The organism is Actinospica robiniae DSM 44927 (genome assembly GCF_000504285.1).
Taxonomy (GTDB): Bacteria; Actinomycetota; Actinomycetes; order Streptomycetales; family Catenulisporaceae; genus Actinospica; species Actinospica robiniae.
The window spans coordinates 1,230,576-1,246,735 of the sequence record NZ_KI632511.1 but is presented as its reverse complement, the minus strand read 5'-3'; the positions used below and the strand labels follow the sequence as shown (position 1 = coordinate 1,246,735).

13 protein-coding genes, 1 tRNA gene and 1 riboswitch are annotated in these 16,160 nt (G+C 69.0%); of the genes, 8 read left to right on the top strand and 6 right to left on the bottom strand.

The genetic code is table 11. The annotated features are described in order from the left end of the window. Positions 1–445: 445 nt before the first annotated feature. Entirely contained in the window at positions 446–751 is a 306-nt protein-coding gene (locus ACTRO_RS05365; protein WP_084315985.1) for a transposase, read from the bottom strand. 114 nt (positions 752–865) lie between these two features. Between ACTRO_RS05365 and ACTRO_RS05360 the strand changes: the two genes are divergently transcribed. After that, entirely contained in the window at positions 866–1,252 is a 387-nt protein-coding gene (locus tag ACTRO_RS05360; RefSeq protein ID WP_051450353.1) for a DDE transposase family protein, read from the top strand. A 674-nt stretch (positions 1,253–1,926) separates the two neighbouring features. On the opposite strand, the gene ACTRO_RS05355 is transcribed toward ACTRO_RS05360, so the two are convergent. After that, a tRNA-Val gene (locus tag ACTRO_RS05355) sits at positions 1,927–2,001 on the bottom strand. A 142-nt stretch (positions 2,002–2,143) separates the two neighbouring features. Then, a complete protein-coding gene (locus tag ACTRO_RS05350) occupies positions 2,144–3,115 on the bottom strand; it encodes an LLM class flavin-dependent oxidoreductase (RefSeq protein WP_034261571.1) in 972 nt (323 codons plus the stop codon). A 302-nt stretch (positions 3,116–3,417) separates the two neighbouring features. Here ACTRO_RS05350 and argG point away from each other — a divergent pair, with 302 nt between their 5' ends. Further along, positions 3,418–4,917, top strand: a complete 1,500-nt coding sequence (gene argG, locus ACTRO_RS05345; RefSeq protein ID WP_034261569.1) for an argininosuccinate synthase — start codon at positions 3,418–3,420, stop codon at positions 4,915–4,917. A gap of 703 nt (positions 4,918–5,620) precedes the next feature. On the opposite strand, the gene ACTRO_RS05340 is transcribed toward argG, so the two are convergent. Further along, a complete protein-coding gene (locus tag ACTRO_RS05340) occupies positions 5,621–7,297 on the bottom strand; it encodes an LCP family protein (protein ID WP_051450352.1) in 1,677 nt (558 codons plus the stop codon). Between the two features lie 160 nt (positions 7,298–7,457). Here ACTRO_RS05340 and ACTRO_RS05335 point away from each other — a divergent pair, with 160 nt between their 5' ends. The 6 genes from ACTRO_RS05335 (at position 7,458) to ACTRO_RS42795 (ending at position 14,773) form a co-directional block, all read left to right on the top strand. Continuing rightward, a complete protein-coding gene (locus ACTRO_RS05335; protein WP_034261567.1) occupies positions 7,458–8,084 on the top strand; it encodes a DJ-1/PfpI family protein in 627 nt (208 codons plus the stop codon). A gap of 45 nt (positions 8,085–8,129) precedes the next feature. Next, positions 8,130–8,371, top strand: a riboswitch (cobalamin riboswitch). Between the two features lie 155 nt (positions 8,372–8,526). Next, positions 8,527–10,872: a ribonucleoside-diphosphate reductase subunit alpha gene (locus ACTRO_RS05330; protein WP_051450351.1), complete on the top strand. Its 2,346-nt coding sequence runs from the start codon at positions 8,527–8,529 to the stop codon at positions 10,870–10,872. Positions 10,873–10,931: 59 nt separating this feature from the next. After that, positions 10,932–11,927 (top strand): ribonucleotide-diphosphate reductase subunit beta, encoded by a 996-nt coding sequence (locus ACTRO_RS05325; protein ID WP_034273231.1) that lies wholly within the window; start codon positions 10,932–10,934, stop codon positions 11,925–11,927. Positions 11,928–12,505: 578 nt separating this feature from the next. Continuing rightward, positions 12,506–12,895: a group I truncated hemoglobin gene (locus tag ACTRO_RS05320; RefSeq protein WP_034261565.1), complete on the top strand. Its 390-nt coding sequence runs from the start codon at positions 12,506–12,508 to the stop codon at positions 12,893–12,895. A gap of 37 nt (positions 12,896–12,932) precedes the next feature. Next, positions 12,933–14,051, top strand: coding sequence for a globin domain-containing protein (locus tag ACTRO_RS05315; protein WP_063627926.1), 1,119 nt, complete (start codon positions 12,933–12,935; stop codon positions 14,049–14,051). Next, positions 14,048–14,773 (top strand): hypothetical protein, encoded by a 726-nt coding sequence (locus ACTRO_RS42795; protein WP_051450350.1) that lies wholly within the window; start codon positions 14,048–14,050, stop codon positions 14,771–14,773. The genes ACTRO_RS05315 and ACTRO_RS42795 overlap by 4 nt, the downstream gene beginning before the upstream one ends. Positions 14,774–14,829: 56 nt before the next feature. Here ACTRO_RS42795 and ACTRO_RS05305 read toward each other — a convergent pair whose 3' ends face one another. Continuing rightward, positions 14,830–15,129, bottom strand: a complete 300-nt coding sequence (locus ACTRO_RS05305) for a putative quinol monooxygenase (RefSeq protein ID WP_034261563.1) — start codon at positions 15,127–15,129, stop codon at positions 14,830–14,832. A 20-nt stretch (positions 15,130–15,149) separates the two neighbouring features. Continuing rightward, complete coding sequence (locus ACTRO_RS05300) at positions 15,150–16,154, bottom strand: GNAT family N-acetyltransferase (protein ID WP_157435791.1); 1,005 nt, start codon at positions 16,152–16,154, stop codon at positions 15,150–15,152. Between the last annotated feature and the right edge of the window lie 6 nt (positions 16,155–16,160).

Genomic DNA, 16,160 nt, shown 5'->3' with positions numbered 1-16,160 from the left:
CCCGGCTGGCACTTGAGTCGCGGGCAAGGTTCCGGCATGGTCCCGAGCGATGGAACCGCTTGTGGAACCGGGCTCGCCCACCCACCCGGCTTCGCTCCTCGCTCAAAGCAATGACTCGAAGACTCCGCCGCGCGCGCTGCGGCGGTCCTTGCGGTCGGCTCTGCGGCCACGCCGTCCATCGTCGCCGTACCGGCCGCGCAGGCGGACACGTCCACCTGCTCGGGCACGGGCACGGGCACGATCGCGGCACGAAAAGGACCTATGAACGGGCCGAGGCGGTGTGGATCGCACGTATCCGCTCGGCCAATACAGCGTCCGCGGCCGCCTTCGCGGCTCTGGTCTCGGCGGCGTTCTGCCACCGGGGGCCGGGAGACGCCGAGGACCTGGCACAGCCGTTTGACGCCGTAGGCGCTGCGGTGGTCGGCGACGAACTGGAATCGGCTGCTCACCACTTCGTCTCGCCCGCGAAATACTTTGCCGCCCGGCGCAGGATCTCGCGTTCCTCCTTGAGTTCGGCCACCCTCCGGCGCAGCGCCCGGTTCTCCGCCTGGACCGACGAGCCGGCCGATGTCCCGGCATCACCGGCACTGCCGTGAGCGCGTTCGTCCGGCTCGCCGGCCGCATTGATCCAGGAGAGCAGCGTCGCCCGGTAGATGCCCAGATCGCGTGCGACCTGGGCCGCGGAAGCGCCCGGCCTCGAGCGATACAGCGCCACCGCATCGGCCTTGAACTGCGGCGGGTAGTGCTTCATCCCCACAGGGACTCCGTTCTCCCAGATCCTCAAGATCTAGTGCCCGGGTGTTCACACCTCCGGGGAAACGCCCGATCTGCACGATTGCCGCCCTGGATTGCCCGTAGGCGTGGAGTGGTTCAGCGACAATGGGTCGCCCGTTGGCCCATCACCCGGTACACCTGCGACCTGGACAGCGGGCTGCCCGTCGCGAAGGAAGTGGTCTACATCGTCACCAGCCTCCCGCCGCTCCGCGCGGGAGCGGCGAAGATAGCCGGGTACGTCCGTGCCCACTGGGCGATCGAGAACCAAGTCCATTATGTGCGCGACGTCGCCTTGCGCGAAGACGCGCGCCGTGCCTCCACCGGTAACCTCCCACGCGCCCTGGCCGGCCTGCGCAACCTCGCCATCAGCGCCCTGCGCCTGGCCGGATGGACCAACATAGCCTCCGGCCTGCGCAAACACGCCCGCAACCCCCACCTCATCCCCGCTCTACTCCACCTCACCAAAGCGGACGTCTAGAACAACTCAGCTTCTTGCGAAGGCCTTGGGTCCGTCACGCCGTCACGCCGTCACCATGGAACGCTCACGCAGCCAGGCCGCGCAGAAGCCCCGTTCCGGCCCGTTGGGCCACTGTTGGCGGCACTTGGACGGTAGTTGCCGCCCGTTGGGCCAGGTGCCCGTGTGAGGGCAGGCATCGCCGACAGTGGCCGATCGATCAACTGCGCCCAACTGGCACCTAACTGCAAACCCGCTATCGCCGCGAAGATTGCATCACGAGACGCGATAGAAATCCACTGACCTAATTGCCGTCCCGCCCGACGTGCCGAGACGTCACGCCGGAACGCGTCGCGGCGACCAACGCGGAAGAGTTCACCCCATACCTTGCTGGCGAATCATCAGCGAATGAAGGATTTTCCGACGCTGTGCAGAGGACCCAGACGGTCCACGGCTCCGCATCGCGGGTGACGACCGAGTTCCTCCGGTGCGCGGATCACGCAGCCCGGTCAGTTGAGGACGGTTGAACAGAATCCGACTGGCAAAACTGACGACGCGAAGCCGCAGGTGAGCACTTATCTGGTCTGCTCCCCGCCCTGCTCCCCGGGGAGCGCGGGGAGCGGTGAAAACGGGGAGCAGAAAGCATAAAGGCCATGATAACTTTGACGGTTATCATGGCCTCTGAACTGCAGTAATGCTGGTGGGCGATACTGGGATCGAACCAGTGACCTCTTCCGTGTGAAGGAAGCGCTCTCCCGCTGAGCCAATCGCCCTTGACGTGAGAAAACCTTACCACACGTCAGTCGATCTTCCTTCCTTCCGCTATCCGGCGCCCGCGCACGGCTTCGAGCTGCGGAGGCCGGGTCGGTCGGGAGGGAAAGACGCGGGCGGGGGCCGGCTCGTTCGGCCTCTGCGTCAGTCGGTCGGGGCGGGGATGAGTTCGACGGTCTGGAGGCGGTCTTCGCGGCGGATCGAGGCGGGGGCGAGCATCAGCTCGTCGGCGCGGGTGTGCTCGGCGAAGGTCGAGAGCTGCTTCTGCACCTGCTCGGGGGTGCCGACGGCGGTGTGGCGCATCATCGACTTCACCTCGTAGCCCATGGGGGAGTCGAGGAGGGAGTCGAGTTCCTGGTCGGTCAGGTCGCGGCCGCGCACGAGGAAGCGCCTTGCGCGCCAGCGGAGGGCGGCTTGGTGCTGCTCGTGGGCGTCTTGCTCGTCTGGCGAGGCGATCACGTTCGCGGCTGCGATGACGTAGGGCTTCGGGTGGTCCTCGGAGGGGCGGAATTCTGCGCGGTACCGCTGCAGCGCGGCTTCGAGGGCGGCCGGGGCGAAATGCGAGGCGAACGCGTAGGGCAGGCCGAGGGCTGCGGCGAGTTGGGCGCCGAACAGGGAGGAGCCGAGGATGTAGAGCGGGACGCGCGAGCCGTTGCCGGGTGTGGCGTTCACGCCGTGCACGCGCGTTTCGCCGTTGAGGTAGCCCTGCAGTTCGAGGACGTCGTCGGGGAAGGAGTCTGCTGACTGCGGCGTGCGTCGCAGGGCACGCATGGTGTTCTGGTCCGAGCCCGGGGCGCGGCCCAGGCCCAGGTCGATCCTGCCCGGGTGCAGCGCGGCGAGGGTGCCGAACTGCTCGGCGATCACGAGCGGGGAGTGGTTGGGCAGCATGACGCCGCCGGCGCCGAGCCGGATGTGCTCGGTGTGCGCGGCCACGTGTGCGATGACGACGCTGGTGGCGGCGGAGGCGATCTGCGGCATGTTGTGGTGCTCGGCGTACCAGACGCGGTTGAACCCCGACGTCTCCGCGGCCCGGGCGAGGGGGACGGCGCCGTGCAAGGCGTCGGTGGGGGTCTCTTCCGGCGCCACTGCGGCGACGTCGAGCAGGGAGTACTTCATGGCACTATTCGCTTCCCGGACGGCTGGCGGCGAGGCTTCGACCGAGTCGACGACCCGGCCGGGGTTGCGCACTTGCCGCGACCGGCGACAGCCCGTCAGCGATCAACACCCGGGGCGTCGCACGATATTCCCGGGCGGTCCTCTCCGGTTCTCGTGCCGGGGCCGAGCCCGAAGATCGATGGGCGGGATGCCGGGAGCCGGTGGCCCGCTCGCGTCCACGTCACGGCCCTGGCGTATCCGCGACACGCCCGGGATGCGAGACGGCTTGCATGTTTGTGCACTGGGACACATATAATATCGATGTGTCCAAGGTACTCACCTCCCTGCCCGTCGGCGAACGCGTCGGCATCGCCTTCTCCGGCGGCCTCGATACTTCCGTAGCGGTCGCGTGGATGCGCGAGAAGGGCGCCGTGCCCTGCGCGTATACCGCCGACATCGGTCAGTATGACGAGACCGATATCGACTCCGTCCCCGGCCGCGCCGAGGAATACGGCGCCGAGATCGCTCGGCTGGTCGACTGCCGCGCGGCCCTGGTGGAGGAAGGGCTCGCCGCACTCGCCTGCGGTGCCTTCCACATCCGCTCGGGCGGCCGCACCTACTTCAACACGACGCCTCTCGGCCGCGCCGTCACCGGCACGATGCTGGTGCGCGCGATGCTCGAGGACGCCGTCCAGATCTGGGGCGACGGCTCGACCTACAAGGGCAACGACATCGAGCGGTTCTACCGCTACGGCCTGCTCGCCAACCCGTCGCTGCGCATCTACAAGCCCTGGCTCGACGCCGACTTCGTCAGCGAGCTCGGCGGCCGCACGGAGATGTCCGAGTGGCTGGTGGCGCGCAAGCTGCCCTACCGCGCCAGCAAGGAGAAGGCGTACTCCACCGACGCCAACATCTGGGGCGCGACGCACGAGGCCAAGTCGCTCGAGCACCTCGACAACGGCATCGAGATCGTCGAGCCGATCATGGGCGTGCGCTTCTGGGACGCGTCCGTGCAGATCGAGGCCGAGGACGTCACCATCTCCTTCGAGCAGGGCCGACCGGTCGCGATCAACGGCGAGTCCTTCGCCACCGCGGTCGACCTGGTCAAGCGGGCCAACGAGATCGGCGGGCGGCACGGCCTCGGCATGTCCGACCAGATCGAGAACCGGATCATCGAGGCCAAGAGCCGCGGCATCTACGAGGCTCCCGGCATGGCGCTGCTGCACGCGGCTTACGAGCGTCTGGTCAACGCGATCCACAACGAGGACACGGTGGCCAGCTACCACAACGAGGGCCGCCGGCTCGGCCGGCTCATGTACGAGGGCAGGTGGCTGGACCCGCAGTCGCTGATGCTGCGCGAGTCGCTGCAGCGCTGGGTCGGCATGGCCGTCACCGGCCAGGTCACGCTGCGTCTGCGCCGCGGCGAGGACTATTCGATCCTTGACACCTCCGGACCGGCTTTCAGCTACCACCCGGAGAAGCTGTCGATGGAGCGGGTCGAGGAGGCCGCGTTCGGTCCGGTCGACCGCATCGGCCAGCTGACGATGCGCAACCTGGACATCGCCGACTCCCGCGCCAAGCTCGAGCAGTACTCCGCGCTCGGCATGGTCGGTACCGCCCAGGCCGCGCTCACCGGCACGCACCAGGCCGCAGGCCGGCCCGTCGGCGCACTGGCGCCCGCGCAGGCCGGCGAGGTGCAGGTCGGCCCGACGGGTCTGATCGGCGCGATGGCGGAAGGCGGCGCCGAGGAGATCGCGACGGTGGGAGCGGTGCCGGAGGACGAGCTGCTCGACCGCGCGGCGATGGAGGCGGGGAACGACTAGGCGACTAGGCAATGGAATGGCGGCTTGGGGGACCGGTCCGCGGTTTGGCAGGGCTGTCGGCGAGGGAAGCCCGGCGGCTTGGCAGGCCCCCCAGCGGCCAGGAATGCCCAGCGGCTAGGGAAGCCCGGCGGCTTGGCGAGGGATCGGCTAGCCGAGGGAACGGCCAAGCGAGGGCCGGCTTAGTCAGGGAATGCTCGAGCCAGGGAGCGACTGAGCGAGGGACGCCGAGAGACGCCTAAGTTTCGGAGCGGGCTGAGCGAGAGCAGGGTGGCGGAGCGGCGCGATAGCGCTGGTCCGTTAGCCCGGCGCTGCTGCCCAGTAATCGCCCTGTCCCGGTGCGCAAGCACCGGGACAGGGCGATACGCATTTTGGGGATGGGTGGATGCGTACCGTGGAGTGGTGAGATCAGCGTCGTGCGGGACGCCGTCGACATGGAGACAGGGTGGGGAGAAGGCATGCGGGGCGACGGGACGACGTGGAATGCGGGATGACGGGGAGACGCTGCGACGCAGTGACACGGCCTTGCAGCGGAGCGGGCAGTGCGGTTGGTTGTGCGAGGAGGCGCGAGTCGCGGCTAAGGCGTAGCGGGGTAACGGGGTAACGGGGTTGCGATGTCGCGGGAACGGAGCAGGGGCGCCGCGTGTCAATCAACGCCCTTGCATCCGTCCCGTCCCGTCCCGCCTCAGCCCGCCGCCCCGTCCGATCACCACTCAGGCTTCTGGACCGCCATGCATGCGTTGCTGTCGCCGGCGTTCGTCTCGTGCGAGCTCAGCGGTGCGGAGGACGCTACGGCGGTGGAGCTGCCGCCTGCGCCTCCTGACGACGTGGCCGTGCTGAACATGTCCCCGGTCTTCCAGTCCTGGCCGATCACCACGGTGACCTGGGTGTAGTCCGCTGATTCGTGCATCGACGAGCTCGGTATGCCGAGTGCTTGGGCGACTGCGGCGGCGGAGTCGGCGCGGTTGGAGGGGTAGTACAGAGCCGTGGTGGCGCGCACGGCGGCGGTTTGGGGGATGATGTTGGCGCTGGTGAAGCCGGCGCTCACGAGTACCTGGGCGATGGCACCGGCTCGGCCGTTCTGGCCGCTGCCGTTCTCCACCACTGCGTGGACGGTGGACGTGACGACGTTGGCGGCGTTCGGGCCGCTGGTGGACGCGCCGCCCGCTGAGGACGCCGTCGCGGAAGCTCCTGCCTTACCGCTGCCGCTTCCGCTCCCGCTGCCAGTTCCGTCGCCGCTGCCCGCCTTCGACCCGGACGTGTACGACGTGTCGGACTTGATCGCGGCGAACATCTGGTCGGCGGCCGGCTGGGAGAACTGGAGTTGCTCTTTCCAGGCCGCGTTGGTGCCCGAGTAGTCGTCCGTCGGCACCGAGAGCATGGTGATCCGGTTCGCGGGTACCTTGCCGAGTTCTTGGGCGAGGGAGAGCAGGCTCGTGATCGAGGAGAGCTTCGGGTCCACCGTCAGCGACTTGGTCGCCGCGTCGGCCACTGAATACAGCGTGCTGACGTGGGTGAGGGACTCGTTCGCCGAGAGCTTGCGGAAGAGCGCGGCCAGGAACATGTGCTGGGCCTGCTCGCGGTAGCGCTCGTCGGGGAAGGCGTGGCGGGTGCGCAGCCAGGCGAGTGCCTGCTGGCCTTGGATGACGCTCGTCCCCTTGGGGAGCTTCAGGTGCGAGTACGAGTCGTAGATGTTGTTGGTCACGCAGACCGGCACGCCGCCGAGGGCGTTGGACATGGTGACCACGCCGGACATGTCGATCTCGATGAAGTGGTCGATCGTGAGGCCGGTGAGGTCGTTGACGGCCTGCACCGCGCAGGACGGGCCGCCGCTGAGGGCGGCGTTCATCAGGCCTCTGGTCGCGTGGGCGCAGGAGGGCAGGTCCACGATCGAGTCGCGGGGGATCGACATGATCGTCATGTTCGAGCGGTCGGCCGCCACGTGCATGACCATGAGGGTGTCCGCGGTGGACTCGGTGTCGTCGCAGGCTCCGCCCAGGTGGCAGTCCGCGGCGTCGAGGCGGGCGGAGTTGCCGAGCAGCAGGATGTTCATGGCGGTGCGGCCGAACTGGTCGGGTATCTCCGGGGCCTGCGTCACGTCGTTGGGGAGCAGCGAACTGGACTTGATGTTGCCGTTGAGGTGGACGTAGACGTAGCCGCCCACGCCCGCGGTCGCGACCAGCAGCCCGGCCAGGGAGAAACCGACGTATCTTAGCGCCCTGCGCTTGCCGCTACGGCTGCTACGGCCGCGGCGGCGGTTGGGGCGGTTGGACTGGGCGGCACGGCGGGGGTTCTGGCCGGCTGAGCTGCGGGAACGTAGGGGCGGGTCGATCTCGTCGAGGTCCGGATCCCGGTTGACGTATGTGTCATCGCGCCCGTGCATGTGCCGCTCCCACCCCACCCATTCGCCTGTTCAAGGCTGTTCAAGCCCGTCATCTTCGCCTGTGACGACGCCGGAGTATGGAGCTCCGGTTGCCGGGGCAAGTCCACTGGGTGTCGATTGGCCCGCGACGTGCGGCTTCGGGTCGGGCGAGACTCGCGGCATGGACGGAACGCGGGTGGCGGTGGTGACCTTCGACGGGTTCAACGAGCTGGACAGCTTCATCGCCTCCGCTCTGATCAATCGGTGCGGAAATGACGGTTTGGCGGCTTTCATCACGACGCCGAGTCCGGTGGTGACGTCGATGAACGGCGTCGAGGTGCGGGGGCAGCGGCCGCTGGAGTTCGTTACCGACGCGGACGTGGTGCTGATCGGCAGCGGGGTGAGGACGCGGGACGTGGTGGCGGACGACGGGTTGATCAGCACCCTCCGCCTCGATCCGGAACGCCAGCTGATCGGATCGCAGTGTTCTGGCGCGCTGGTGCTGGCGCGGCTCGGCCTGGTCGGTGGGGACAGGCCGGTCTGCACGGATTCGAAGAGCCGGCCGTTCGTCGAGGCCTGCGATGTGAAGGTGCTGGACGAGCCGTTCCACGCCGACGGGAACGTGGCCACGGCGGGCGGGTGTCTCGCGTCTCAGTACCTCGCCGCATGGGTCATCGCGCGGACGCTAGGGGTGGCGGCGGCGCGCGCGGTTTTGGCGTACGTGGCGCCCGTCGGGGAGGAACGGGAGACGATCGAGCGGGTGCTGGGGAGAGTCGAGCGGACGCTCGGAACGGTCGTCGAATCCTGAGGCGAGCCCGACATGTTGGGTGTGACTTTCGTGCGGCTACAAGATATGGTGTCTGACGCAGCTGGTTCGGCCGATCCTCAGGGGCGGCCGAGGAAAGAGGGAACCCGGTGTGAGTCCGGGACTGCCCCGCAGCGGTGAGTGGGAACGACCGCCGTCGTACACACTGGGTGCCCGCGTCGCGCACGCGCAGCCTGGGAAGTGACGGCCAGTAGATTCCGGGGTTTTCCGGCTTCGTCCGGATCCGGGTGCCCGCGAGTCCGAAGACCTGCCAGCGGTGCCGCGTCCGTCCCCGGGCGCGGCCGTCCGGAGCCGCGTGGGTCGGCTGACGGCGTGTCGGAACCGACGGGGCGTCTTCTCGTGCTGCCCGCTGATCCGTTCCACCCGCTCGTCGTGTGCCCCGCGTGTGCTGCGGACCGTACTTCGGACGCGCGAGGAGCAAGCAGTGACGGTCGGGCAGGTCGGGCAGATCGAAAAAGCCGGGCGGGTCGGGCAGGTCGAGGACGCGGTGGCGCGGTGGGCGCGGGATCTGCCCGACGTCGATCCGGCGCGGGTGGTGCGCAAGACGCTCGGCGGGCTCAACGAGGGCGCCGACCGGGCGGAGGCGGTCCGGCTCGCGGTGCAGTGCGCGGCGGAGCTGATCGGGGAGGAGCCGCAGTACTCGAAGCTGGCCGCGCGGCTGCTGTCCGAGGTCGTCGCGGACGAGGCGGCGGCGCATGGGGCCGACGGCTTCAGCGCGTCGATCGCGCTCGGGCACGCCGAGGGCCTGATCGGGGACGAGACGGCCGCGTTCGTGAAGGCGCATGCCGAGGAGCTGGATGCGGCGGTGGACGCAGCCGGCGATCTGCGCTTCGAGTACTTCGGGCTGCGGACCGTCTACGACCGCTACCTGCTGCGCCACCCGGTGGCCCGGGACGTCATCGAGACTCCGCAGTTCTTTCTCTTGCGCGTGTCGTGCGGGCTCTCGCGGACGGTGGAGGAGGCGGTCGGGTTCTACCGGCTGATGTCGTCGCTGGCGTACCTGCCGAGTTCGCCGACGCTGTTCAACTCCGGCACGCGGCACACGCAGATGTCCTCCTGCTACCTCGTCGACTCTCCGCGTGACGAGCTGGACTCCATCTATGCGCGCTACCACCAGGTCGCGCGGCTCTCGAAGTTCGCCGGGGGCATCGGGATCGCGTTCTCGCGGGTGCGCTCGCGCGGCGCGCTGATCCGGAGCACCAACGGCCGGTCGAACGGGATCGTGCCGTTCCTGCGCACGCTCGACGCGTCGGTGGCGGCGGTCAACCAGGGCGGCCGGCGCAAGGGCGCGGCCTGCGTGTACCTCGAGCCGTGGCACCCGGACATCGAGGAGTTCCTGCAGTTGCGGGACAACACCGGCGAGGACGCCCGGCGCACCCACAACCTGAACCTGGCCAACTGGATCCCGGACGAGTTCATGCGCCGCGTCGAGGAGGACGGGCTGTGGTCGCTGATCGATCCGGATCAGGTTCCTGAACTGCCCGATCTGTGGGGCGAGGAGTTCGACGCGGCGTACCGGGCGGCCGAGGCCGAGGGGCGGTACGTTCGGCAGGTGAGCGCGCGCGAGCTGTACGGGAAGATGATGCGCACGCTCGCGCAGACCGGCAACGGCTGGATGACCTTCAAGGACGCCGCCAACCGCCTCTGCAACCAGACCGGGCGGCCCGGAAATACCGTGCACCTGTCTAATCTGTGCACCGAGATCATCGAGGTCTCCTCCGACGCCGAGACGGCCGTGTGCAACCTCGGGTCGATCAACCTCGCGGCGCATCTGACCGAGGCGCGCGACGGGGTCGACTGGGAGAAGTTGCGCGCGACCGTGCGCACGGCGGTTGAGTTCCTCGACCGCGTCATCGACATCAACTACTACCCGAGCGAGCAGACCGCGGCCTCCAACCCGCGCTGGCGGCCGGTGGGCCTCGGCGTGATGGGGCTTCAGGACGTCTTCTTCGCGCTGCGTCTGCCGTTCGACGACGCGCGGGCCCGCGAGCTGTCGACTCTGGTCTCCGAGGAGATCTACCTGACCGCGCTCGAGACCTCGGCCGGGCTGGCGGAGGACTTCGGCGCTCACCCCGCGTACGCGGAGACCCGGGCGTCGACGGGCGCGCTTCAGCCGGACCTGTGGGGCGTGGCGACCTCGCCCGAACTGGGGGAGCGTTGGGCGGCCGTCCGGGCGCGGGTGGCCGCGACCGGCCTGCGCAACTCGCTGCTGGTCGCCGTCGCGCCGACCGCGACCATCGCTTCGATCGCAGGGTGCTACGAGTGCATCGAGCCGCAGGTGTCCAACCTGTTCAAGCGCGAGACGCTGTCGGGCGAGTTCCTGCAGATCAATACGGCGCTGGTGCAGGAGCTCAAGGACTTGGGGCTCTGGACGTCGGCGATCCGCGAGGCGATCAAGCGTGCGGAGGGGTCGGTGCAGTCGATCCCGGTGCTGCCGGACGAAGTAAAGGAGCTGTACCGCACGGCGTGGGAGCTGCCGCAGCGCGCGCTGATCGACCTGGCGGTGGCGCGCGGGCCGTTCGTGGACCAGTCGCAGTCGCTGAACCTGTTCCTGGCGGCTCCGACCATCGGCAAGCTCTCCTCGATGTACATGTACGCGTGGAAGTCGGGCCTCAAGTCGACCTATTATCTGCGTTCCCGGCCGGCCACGCGCATCCAGCAGGCGACGGTTGCCGCCCAGGGCGCCGCGCCCGAGATCGAGTCGATCCCGGTGGACGCGGCCGTCGCGTGCTCGCTGGAGAACCCCGAAGCCTGCGAGGCCTGCCAGTGACCGCCGTAGACGAGGTGGACGCGAACACAGCCCCCGCAACTTTCAAGGAGACCCCGCACATGCTGCTCGACCCGGGCATGGATCTGACGCTGCGCCCGATGCGCTACCCGCACTTCTTCGACCGCTTCCGCGACGCGATCAAGAACACGTGGACGGTGGAGGAGGTGGACCTGCACGAGGACCTGACGGATCTGGGCCGGCTCTCCGCGGCCGAGCGGCACCTGGTCTCGCGGCTGGTGGCGTTCTTCGCCACCGGCGACACCATCGTCGCGAACAACCTCGTGCTCAACCTCTACCAGCACGTCAACAGCCCCGAGGGGCGGCTGTACCTGTCCCGGCAGCTGTTCGAAGAGGCCGTGCACGTGCAGTTCTACCTGAACCTGCTCGACACCTACGTCCCGGACGACGACGAGCGCGCCGCGGCGTTCGCGGCGGTGGAGAACATCCCCTCGATCCGGCGCAAGGCCGACTTCTGCTTCCGCTGGATCGATTCGCTGCACGCCCTGCGCAGCCTCGAGACGAAGGCGGACCGGCGGGCGTTCCTGCTCAACCTGATCTGCTTCGCCGCGTGCATCGAAGGGCTCTTCTTCTACGGGGCCTTCGCCTACGTCTACTTCCTGCGCTCCCGCGGGCTGCTCAACGGCCTGGCTTCGGGGACGAACTGGGTGTTCCGGGACGAGTCGATGCACATGGCGTTCGCCTTCGACGTGGTCGAGACCGTGCGCCGGGAGGAGCCGGACCTGTTCGACGCGGAGATGGCCGAGCAGGTCGGGCAGATGCTGGCTGAGGCCGTGGAGTGCGAGACGCAGTTCGCTGAGGACCTGCTGGGTGCGGGCGTGCCCGGGCTGCCGCTGGCCGACATGCGCGCCTACCTCGAGCACGTCGCCGACCGCCGCCTCGCCCAACTCGGGCTCGCCCCGCGCTACGGCACCGCCAATCCGCTCGCGTTCATGGAGTTGCAGGACGTCCAGGAGCTGTCGAACTTCTTCGAGCGGCGGGTCTCGGCCTACCAGGTCGCGGTCGGCGGGACGGTCTCCTTCGACGACGAGTTCTGACAGCGGGCGCGCACACCGGGCCGGTGGCGGGAACATGGGAAAACGTGTTCCCGTCACCGGCTTCGCCGTTTGATACCTCGGCGCGGGAGATTTTGCGTTCGAAGGCTGATCCAGACCGAGACCTTACCCAAGCGGCTGAGATTTTTGCCTTCTTTGCCGATTCTTGGTGAACCATCACGCTCGGTGAACCGTGGGGAACATGGGATTTCCGCGGGCGCGCCGCTGAATCCCCTGGTCCACCGGGAGTTCTCCGGCGCCGATGGGCCGGTCCGCGAAATAGGTAGAGCAGATACCATATATAGCGGCCCCCGAACCGGCCCCAAGGCACCTGGCCTGACCACATACGACCCCGAATTGAACGACGTCGGGCCGCTGGCGGCGGCGGGGATATTCCGCCATCTGAGATCTCGGACTCCGCTGCGGAGCGGTCGGAAATGTCCCCTATGAGGGCACGAATAAGGCCATCTCATCGTATGCTCCGCTGCTATGCTCCATGCGTTTTCAGGGCCCGGGCTTGCCGTCAGGCTGTTTACTCACAAATCCGGTTCCTGTGGTGGATTCATGGAAGGAAGAAACCCATGGCAGACGTGGCAACCGTTCCCTCGCAGTGGGAGCGGGTCGGCGGCGCGCCGGCGGTTCGGGCCGTGCTCGACCGCTTCTATGTCGACATGCTGGCCGAGCCGCAGCTGGCCGCGTACTTCGCCGACCGGTCCGTGGACAACATCAAGCCGCACCTGGCCGAGGTGCTCAAGGTGGTGCTCGGCGGTCCCGGCGCCAAGGAGCTCGACCTGGCCGCCTACCTCACCGGCGCGCACGCGAACCTGGGTGTCTCCCCCGAGGACTACAAGCGCACCGGCGAGGTGCTGCTCGGCGCGCTCGACGCCTTCGACGTCGAGGCGGACATCGTCTCCACCATCGTCGCGGCCCTCGAGGCGGTCGCGCCCTACGTGATCTCCCCGGCCGCCTGAGCGTCCGCCGACCAGCCGCAGAAAAAGCGAGTAGCTCGTGATCGAACCGGACATACTGCGCAACTCCTGGGCGAAGGTGACCCAGTACGGGCAACAGGTCCCGCTGTACTTCTACAGCCACCTGTTCCTGAGCCACCCGGAGGTGCGGCCGATGTTCCCGCCGTCCATGGCGGCCCAACGCGACCGGCTGGTCGGCGCGCTCGGGGCGGTGGTGGCCAACGTCGACGACCTCGGCGCGGCCATCCCGTTCCTGCAGGGCCTCGGCCGTGACCACCGTAAGTTCGACGTGGCGCCGGCGCACTACCCGGCCGTCGGCGCCAGTCTGCTGGCCACGCTCGAGCACTTCCTCGGCGCGGACTGGACCCCGTCGGTGGCGGCGAACTGGACCGAGGCGTACGGCATCGTCTCCCAGGTGATGATCGACGCGGCGGCCGAGGCGGAGAAGTCCACCCCGCCCTGGTGGGACGCCGAGATCGTGGCCCACGAGATCCTGGGCGGCCGGCGCGACATCGCCCGGGTGACCATCGCCACCCGGGACCCCTTCCCGTATCTGGCCGGGCAGTCGATGACGCTCGAGACCGCGATGGCCCCGGCCCGCTGGCGGTTCTACACCCCGGCGCACCCGCCCCGTTCGGACAACACGATCGAGCTGCACATCAAGCTGGTCGGCACCGTCTCCTGGCAGCTGGTGAGCGTCATGGGGGTGGGCGACCGGGTGCGGCTCGGACCGCCGGTCGGCCACGCGCTGACGCTGCGGTCCACCGCGCCGGACTCGCACCTGCTGCTGATCGGCGCGAACACCGGCATCGCGCCGTTGCGCGCGCTGGTCGAGGAGCTCGCCGCCACGCCCGGCCACGGCCGCTCGGTGGCGCTGTTCTACGGCGCGCGGATCGCGTCGGACCTGTACGACCTGCCGCGCCTGCAGGCGCTGGCGGAGCGCAACCCGTGGTTGACCGTGGTGCCGGTGGTCTCCGATGAGATGTCCTGGGAAGGCGCACGGGGCCTGGTCGGCGACGTCGCGGCGGGGGCCGGGGCCTGGCCGGGGCACGAGGTGTTCATCGTGGGATCGAGCCCGATGTGCCAGCACACCGTGGGGCGGTTGAAGGAGGCGGGAGTGATCCCGGGGGCCATCCATCTGGAGGAGAGTCAGCCGTGAGCTTCAGCGAGTACGAGAGCTCGGCAAGGCGACCCGCGCGACTGACGGCGGATCAGGTCGAGTCGTGGGAGTTCCCGCGCGCGAGCATGACCCGCCGCGGCTACGACGAGGAGGGCGTGCAGCGGTTCAAGCGGCGGGTGCTGGCGGAGCTGCAGACGGCGACCGACGTCGAGTTCGAACTGCGCGCCCGCAACGACGATCTGACCGCGCAGCTGCGCCAGACCTACCTGGCCGCGGCCGGCTCCCCGGACGCGCAGCCGGGCGCGGTCCCGGCGGCCGCCCCGGCGATGCCGGAGCGGCAGGTGACCGCGGCCGCGGTGAACGCGATCTCGATGGCCCAGCAGCAGGCCGAGGAGCAGATCCGGGCGGCCGAGGAGTACGTGCGCAACGTCACCGAGTACGCGCGCAACCAGTATCAGGCCACGGTGAACGAGGGTCACCGGCAGGGCCTGCTCGCGGCCGAGGGCGCGTTCCAGCGGCGCAGCGAGGAGCTCTCCTCCTCGCTGACCGCGCTCGAGGGGCAGCTCGACTTCCTCAAGGCCTTCGGGATGGCGTTCGGGGTGCAGGTGGAGGGCGCGCTGGAGAAGGCGCGCGGAGAGGTCCACACCATGATCGGGACCATCCGCACCGCGTTCGATGCGCTCAAGAGCGCGAACCCGCAGCCGGGGCTGGCCGGGCCGGTCCCCGCCGGCGCGGTGCCGGCGGCACGGCACCCGAACTAGGCCGTGTCTCTGTGTTCCACGAGAGCTGAGTTCGACGAGAGCTGAGCGCCGCCGGATCAGAGGCCGAGGCCGCCGAGCACGCGGGTCTGCTGCTGGGTGAACTCACCCGTCAACAGCGGCATCATCTTGCTGATCGCGGCGGCGACCTCGGGCAGCTGGAGCGAGGCGTCGTGGTGTTCCTTGCTCTTCCACACCTCGGTGACCCAGATGGTGTCCTCGTCGGTGGCCGACTCGGTGACCACGTACAGGTCGCAGCCGGCCGCGCGCAGCCCTTCGGACCCGTCGACGAGGGCCGCGGCCACCTCGGCGCGGTGCCCGGGCTTGACCTTCATCGAACCGATGTAGCCGAACCGCATCCGCCTGCTCCACTCCTGGCTCAGCGTTCGACGGTGATGGCGACGAGGTCGACCGGCACGCCGCCGAGACGCAGCTTGTAGTCCTGCGCGCCCTTGAGGAAGTCGAACCTCAGCCCCTGCTCCAGGCTGCGTTCGATCAGCAGGGAGATCAGCACCACGCCAGGGGCCAGTCCCGTGCCCGGGGCCGCGAGGGACATGTCGTAGGCCATGTTATATATGGCCGCGGTGTCGCGGTGGCGTAGCAGGATGACCGACGCGATCGGGCGGCCGTCGGCGTGCAGCTCGACGACGTAGCCGGCCTCTGCTGCGGCGAGTTCGGCCAGCATGCCGCGGACGAAGCCGCCGTATTCGGCCACGAACGAGGCCATCTCCGGGTCTGCGGCCGCCTTCCACTCCAGCAGGAGCCGGGCCGCCGCGTCGATGTTGGCGCTGGTGGAGTCGACGAGCTCGAGGGCACCAGCCGCCTCACTCAGGCTTCTGCGCTTGCGCAGGATGTCGGCGCGGCGCTTGGAGTTGAGCATCGGCAGGTAGCCCTCGGGGGCCTTCTCGATCCGGGGTGCCTGATCGTAGGGGGCGATGACGGCTTCCGGAGCGAGGCGGCAGATCTCGTCGGCCAGGGCCCGGGCGACCGGGTCGTCCTGCACGAGGCCGGCGAGCTCGATCCGGCTCCAGCCCGGGGTCTCGAAGATCCAACGCGCCAGCGCGGCGGCGACCTCCTTCTCCCGTCCGGCTTCGGCGATCGGACCCATGTAGTCGACCACGTCGCGGCCGCCCGCGAACGCGAGTGTGCCGTCGTGTAGTTCGAACGCGCACACGCCGACGAGGTGCTCGCCGTCGTGCAGCCTCACCCCGATGAGCCGGGACGCGGGGTTCTTGGCCAGCCGGTCGCTCCACCAGGAGAGCAGGAAGCGCCGGGTGTGGAAGACCGTCCCCTCGGCCACCGCGAAGGCGTCCCAGGACGGGTCGGTCAGTAGGTCGGTGCCGGAGTGAGAAAGGACCTCGACGTCTCCCATACGCTCGATCACGGTGAG

Coding starts and splice junctions, on each gene's coding strand:
- ACTRO_RS05305 (WP_034261563.1), bottom strand. CDS start 15,129: ATGCGGTTCGGCTACATCGGTTCGATGAAGGTCAAGCCCGGGCACCGC.
- ACTRO_RS05350 (WP_034261571.1), bottom strand. CDS start 3,115: ATGAAGTACTCCCTGCTCGACGTCGCCGCAGTGGCGCCGGAAGAGACC.
- ACTRO_RS05365 (WP_084315985.1), bottom strand. CDS start 751: ATGAAGCACTACCCGCCGCAGTTCAAGGCCGATGCGGTGGCGCTGTAT.
- ACTRO_RS05320 (WP_034261565.1), top strand. CDS start 12,506: ATGGCAGACGTGGCAACCGTTCCCTCGCAGTGGGAGCGGGTCGGCGGC.
- ACTRO_RS05335 (WP_034261567.1), top strand. CDS start 7,458: ATGGACGGAACGCGGGTGGCGGTGGTGACCTTCGACGGGTTCAACGAG.
- ACTRO_RS05340 (WP_051450352.1), bottom strand. CDS start 7,297: ATGCACGGGCGCGATGACACATACGTCAACCGGGATCCGGACCTCGAC.
- ACTRO_RS05325 (WP_034273231.1), top strand. CDS start 10,932: ATGCTGCTCGACCCGGGCATGGATCTGACGCTGCGCCCGATGCGCTAC.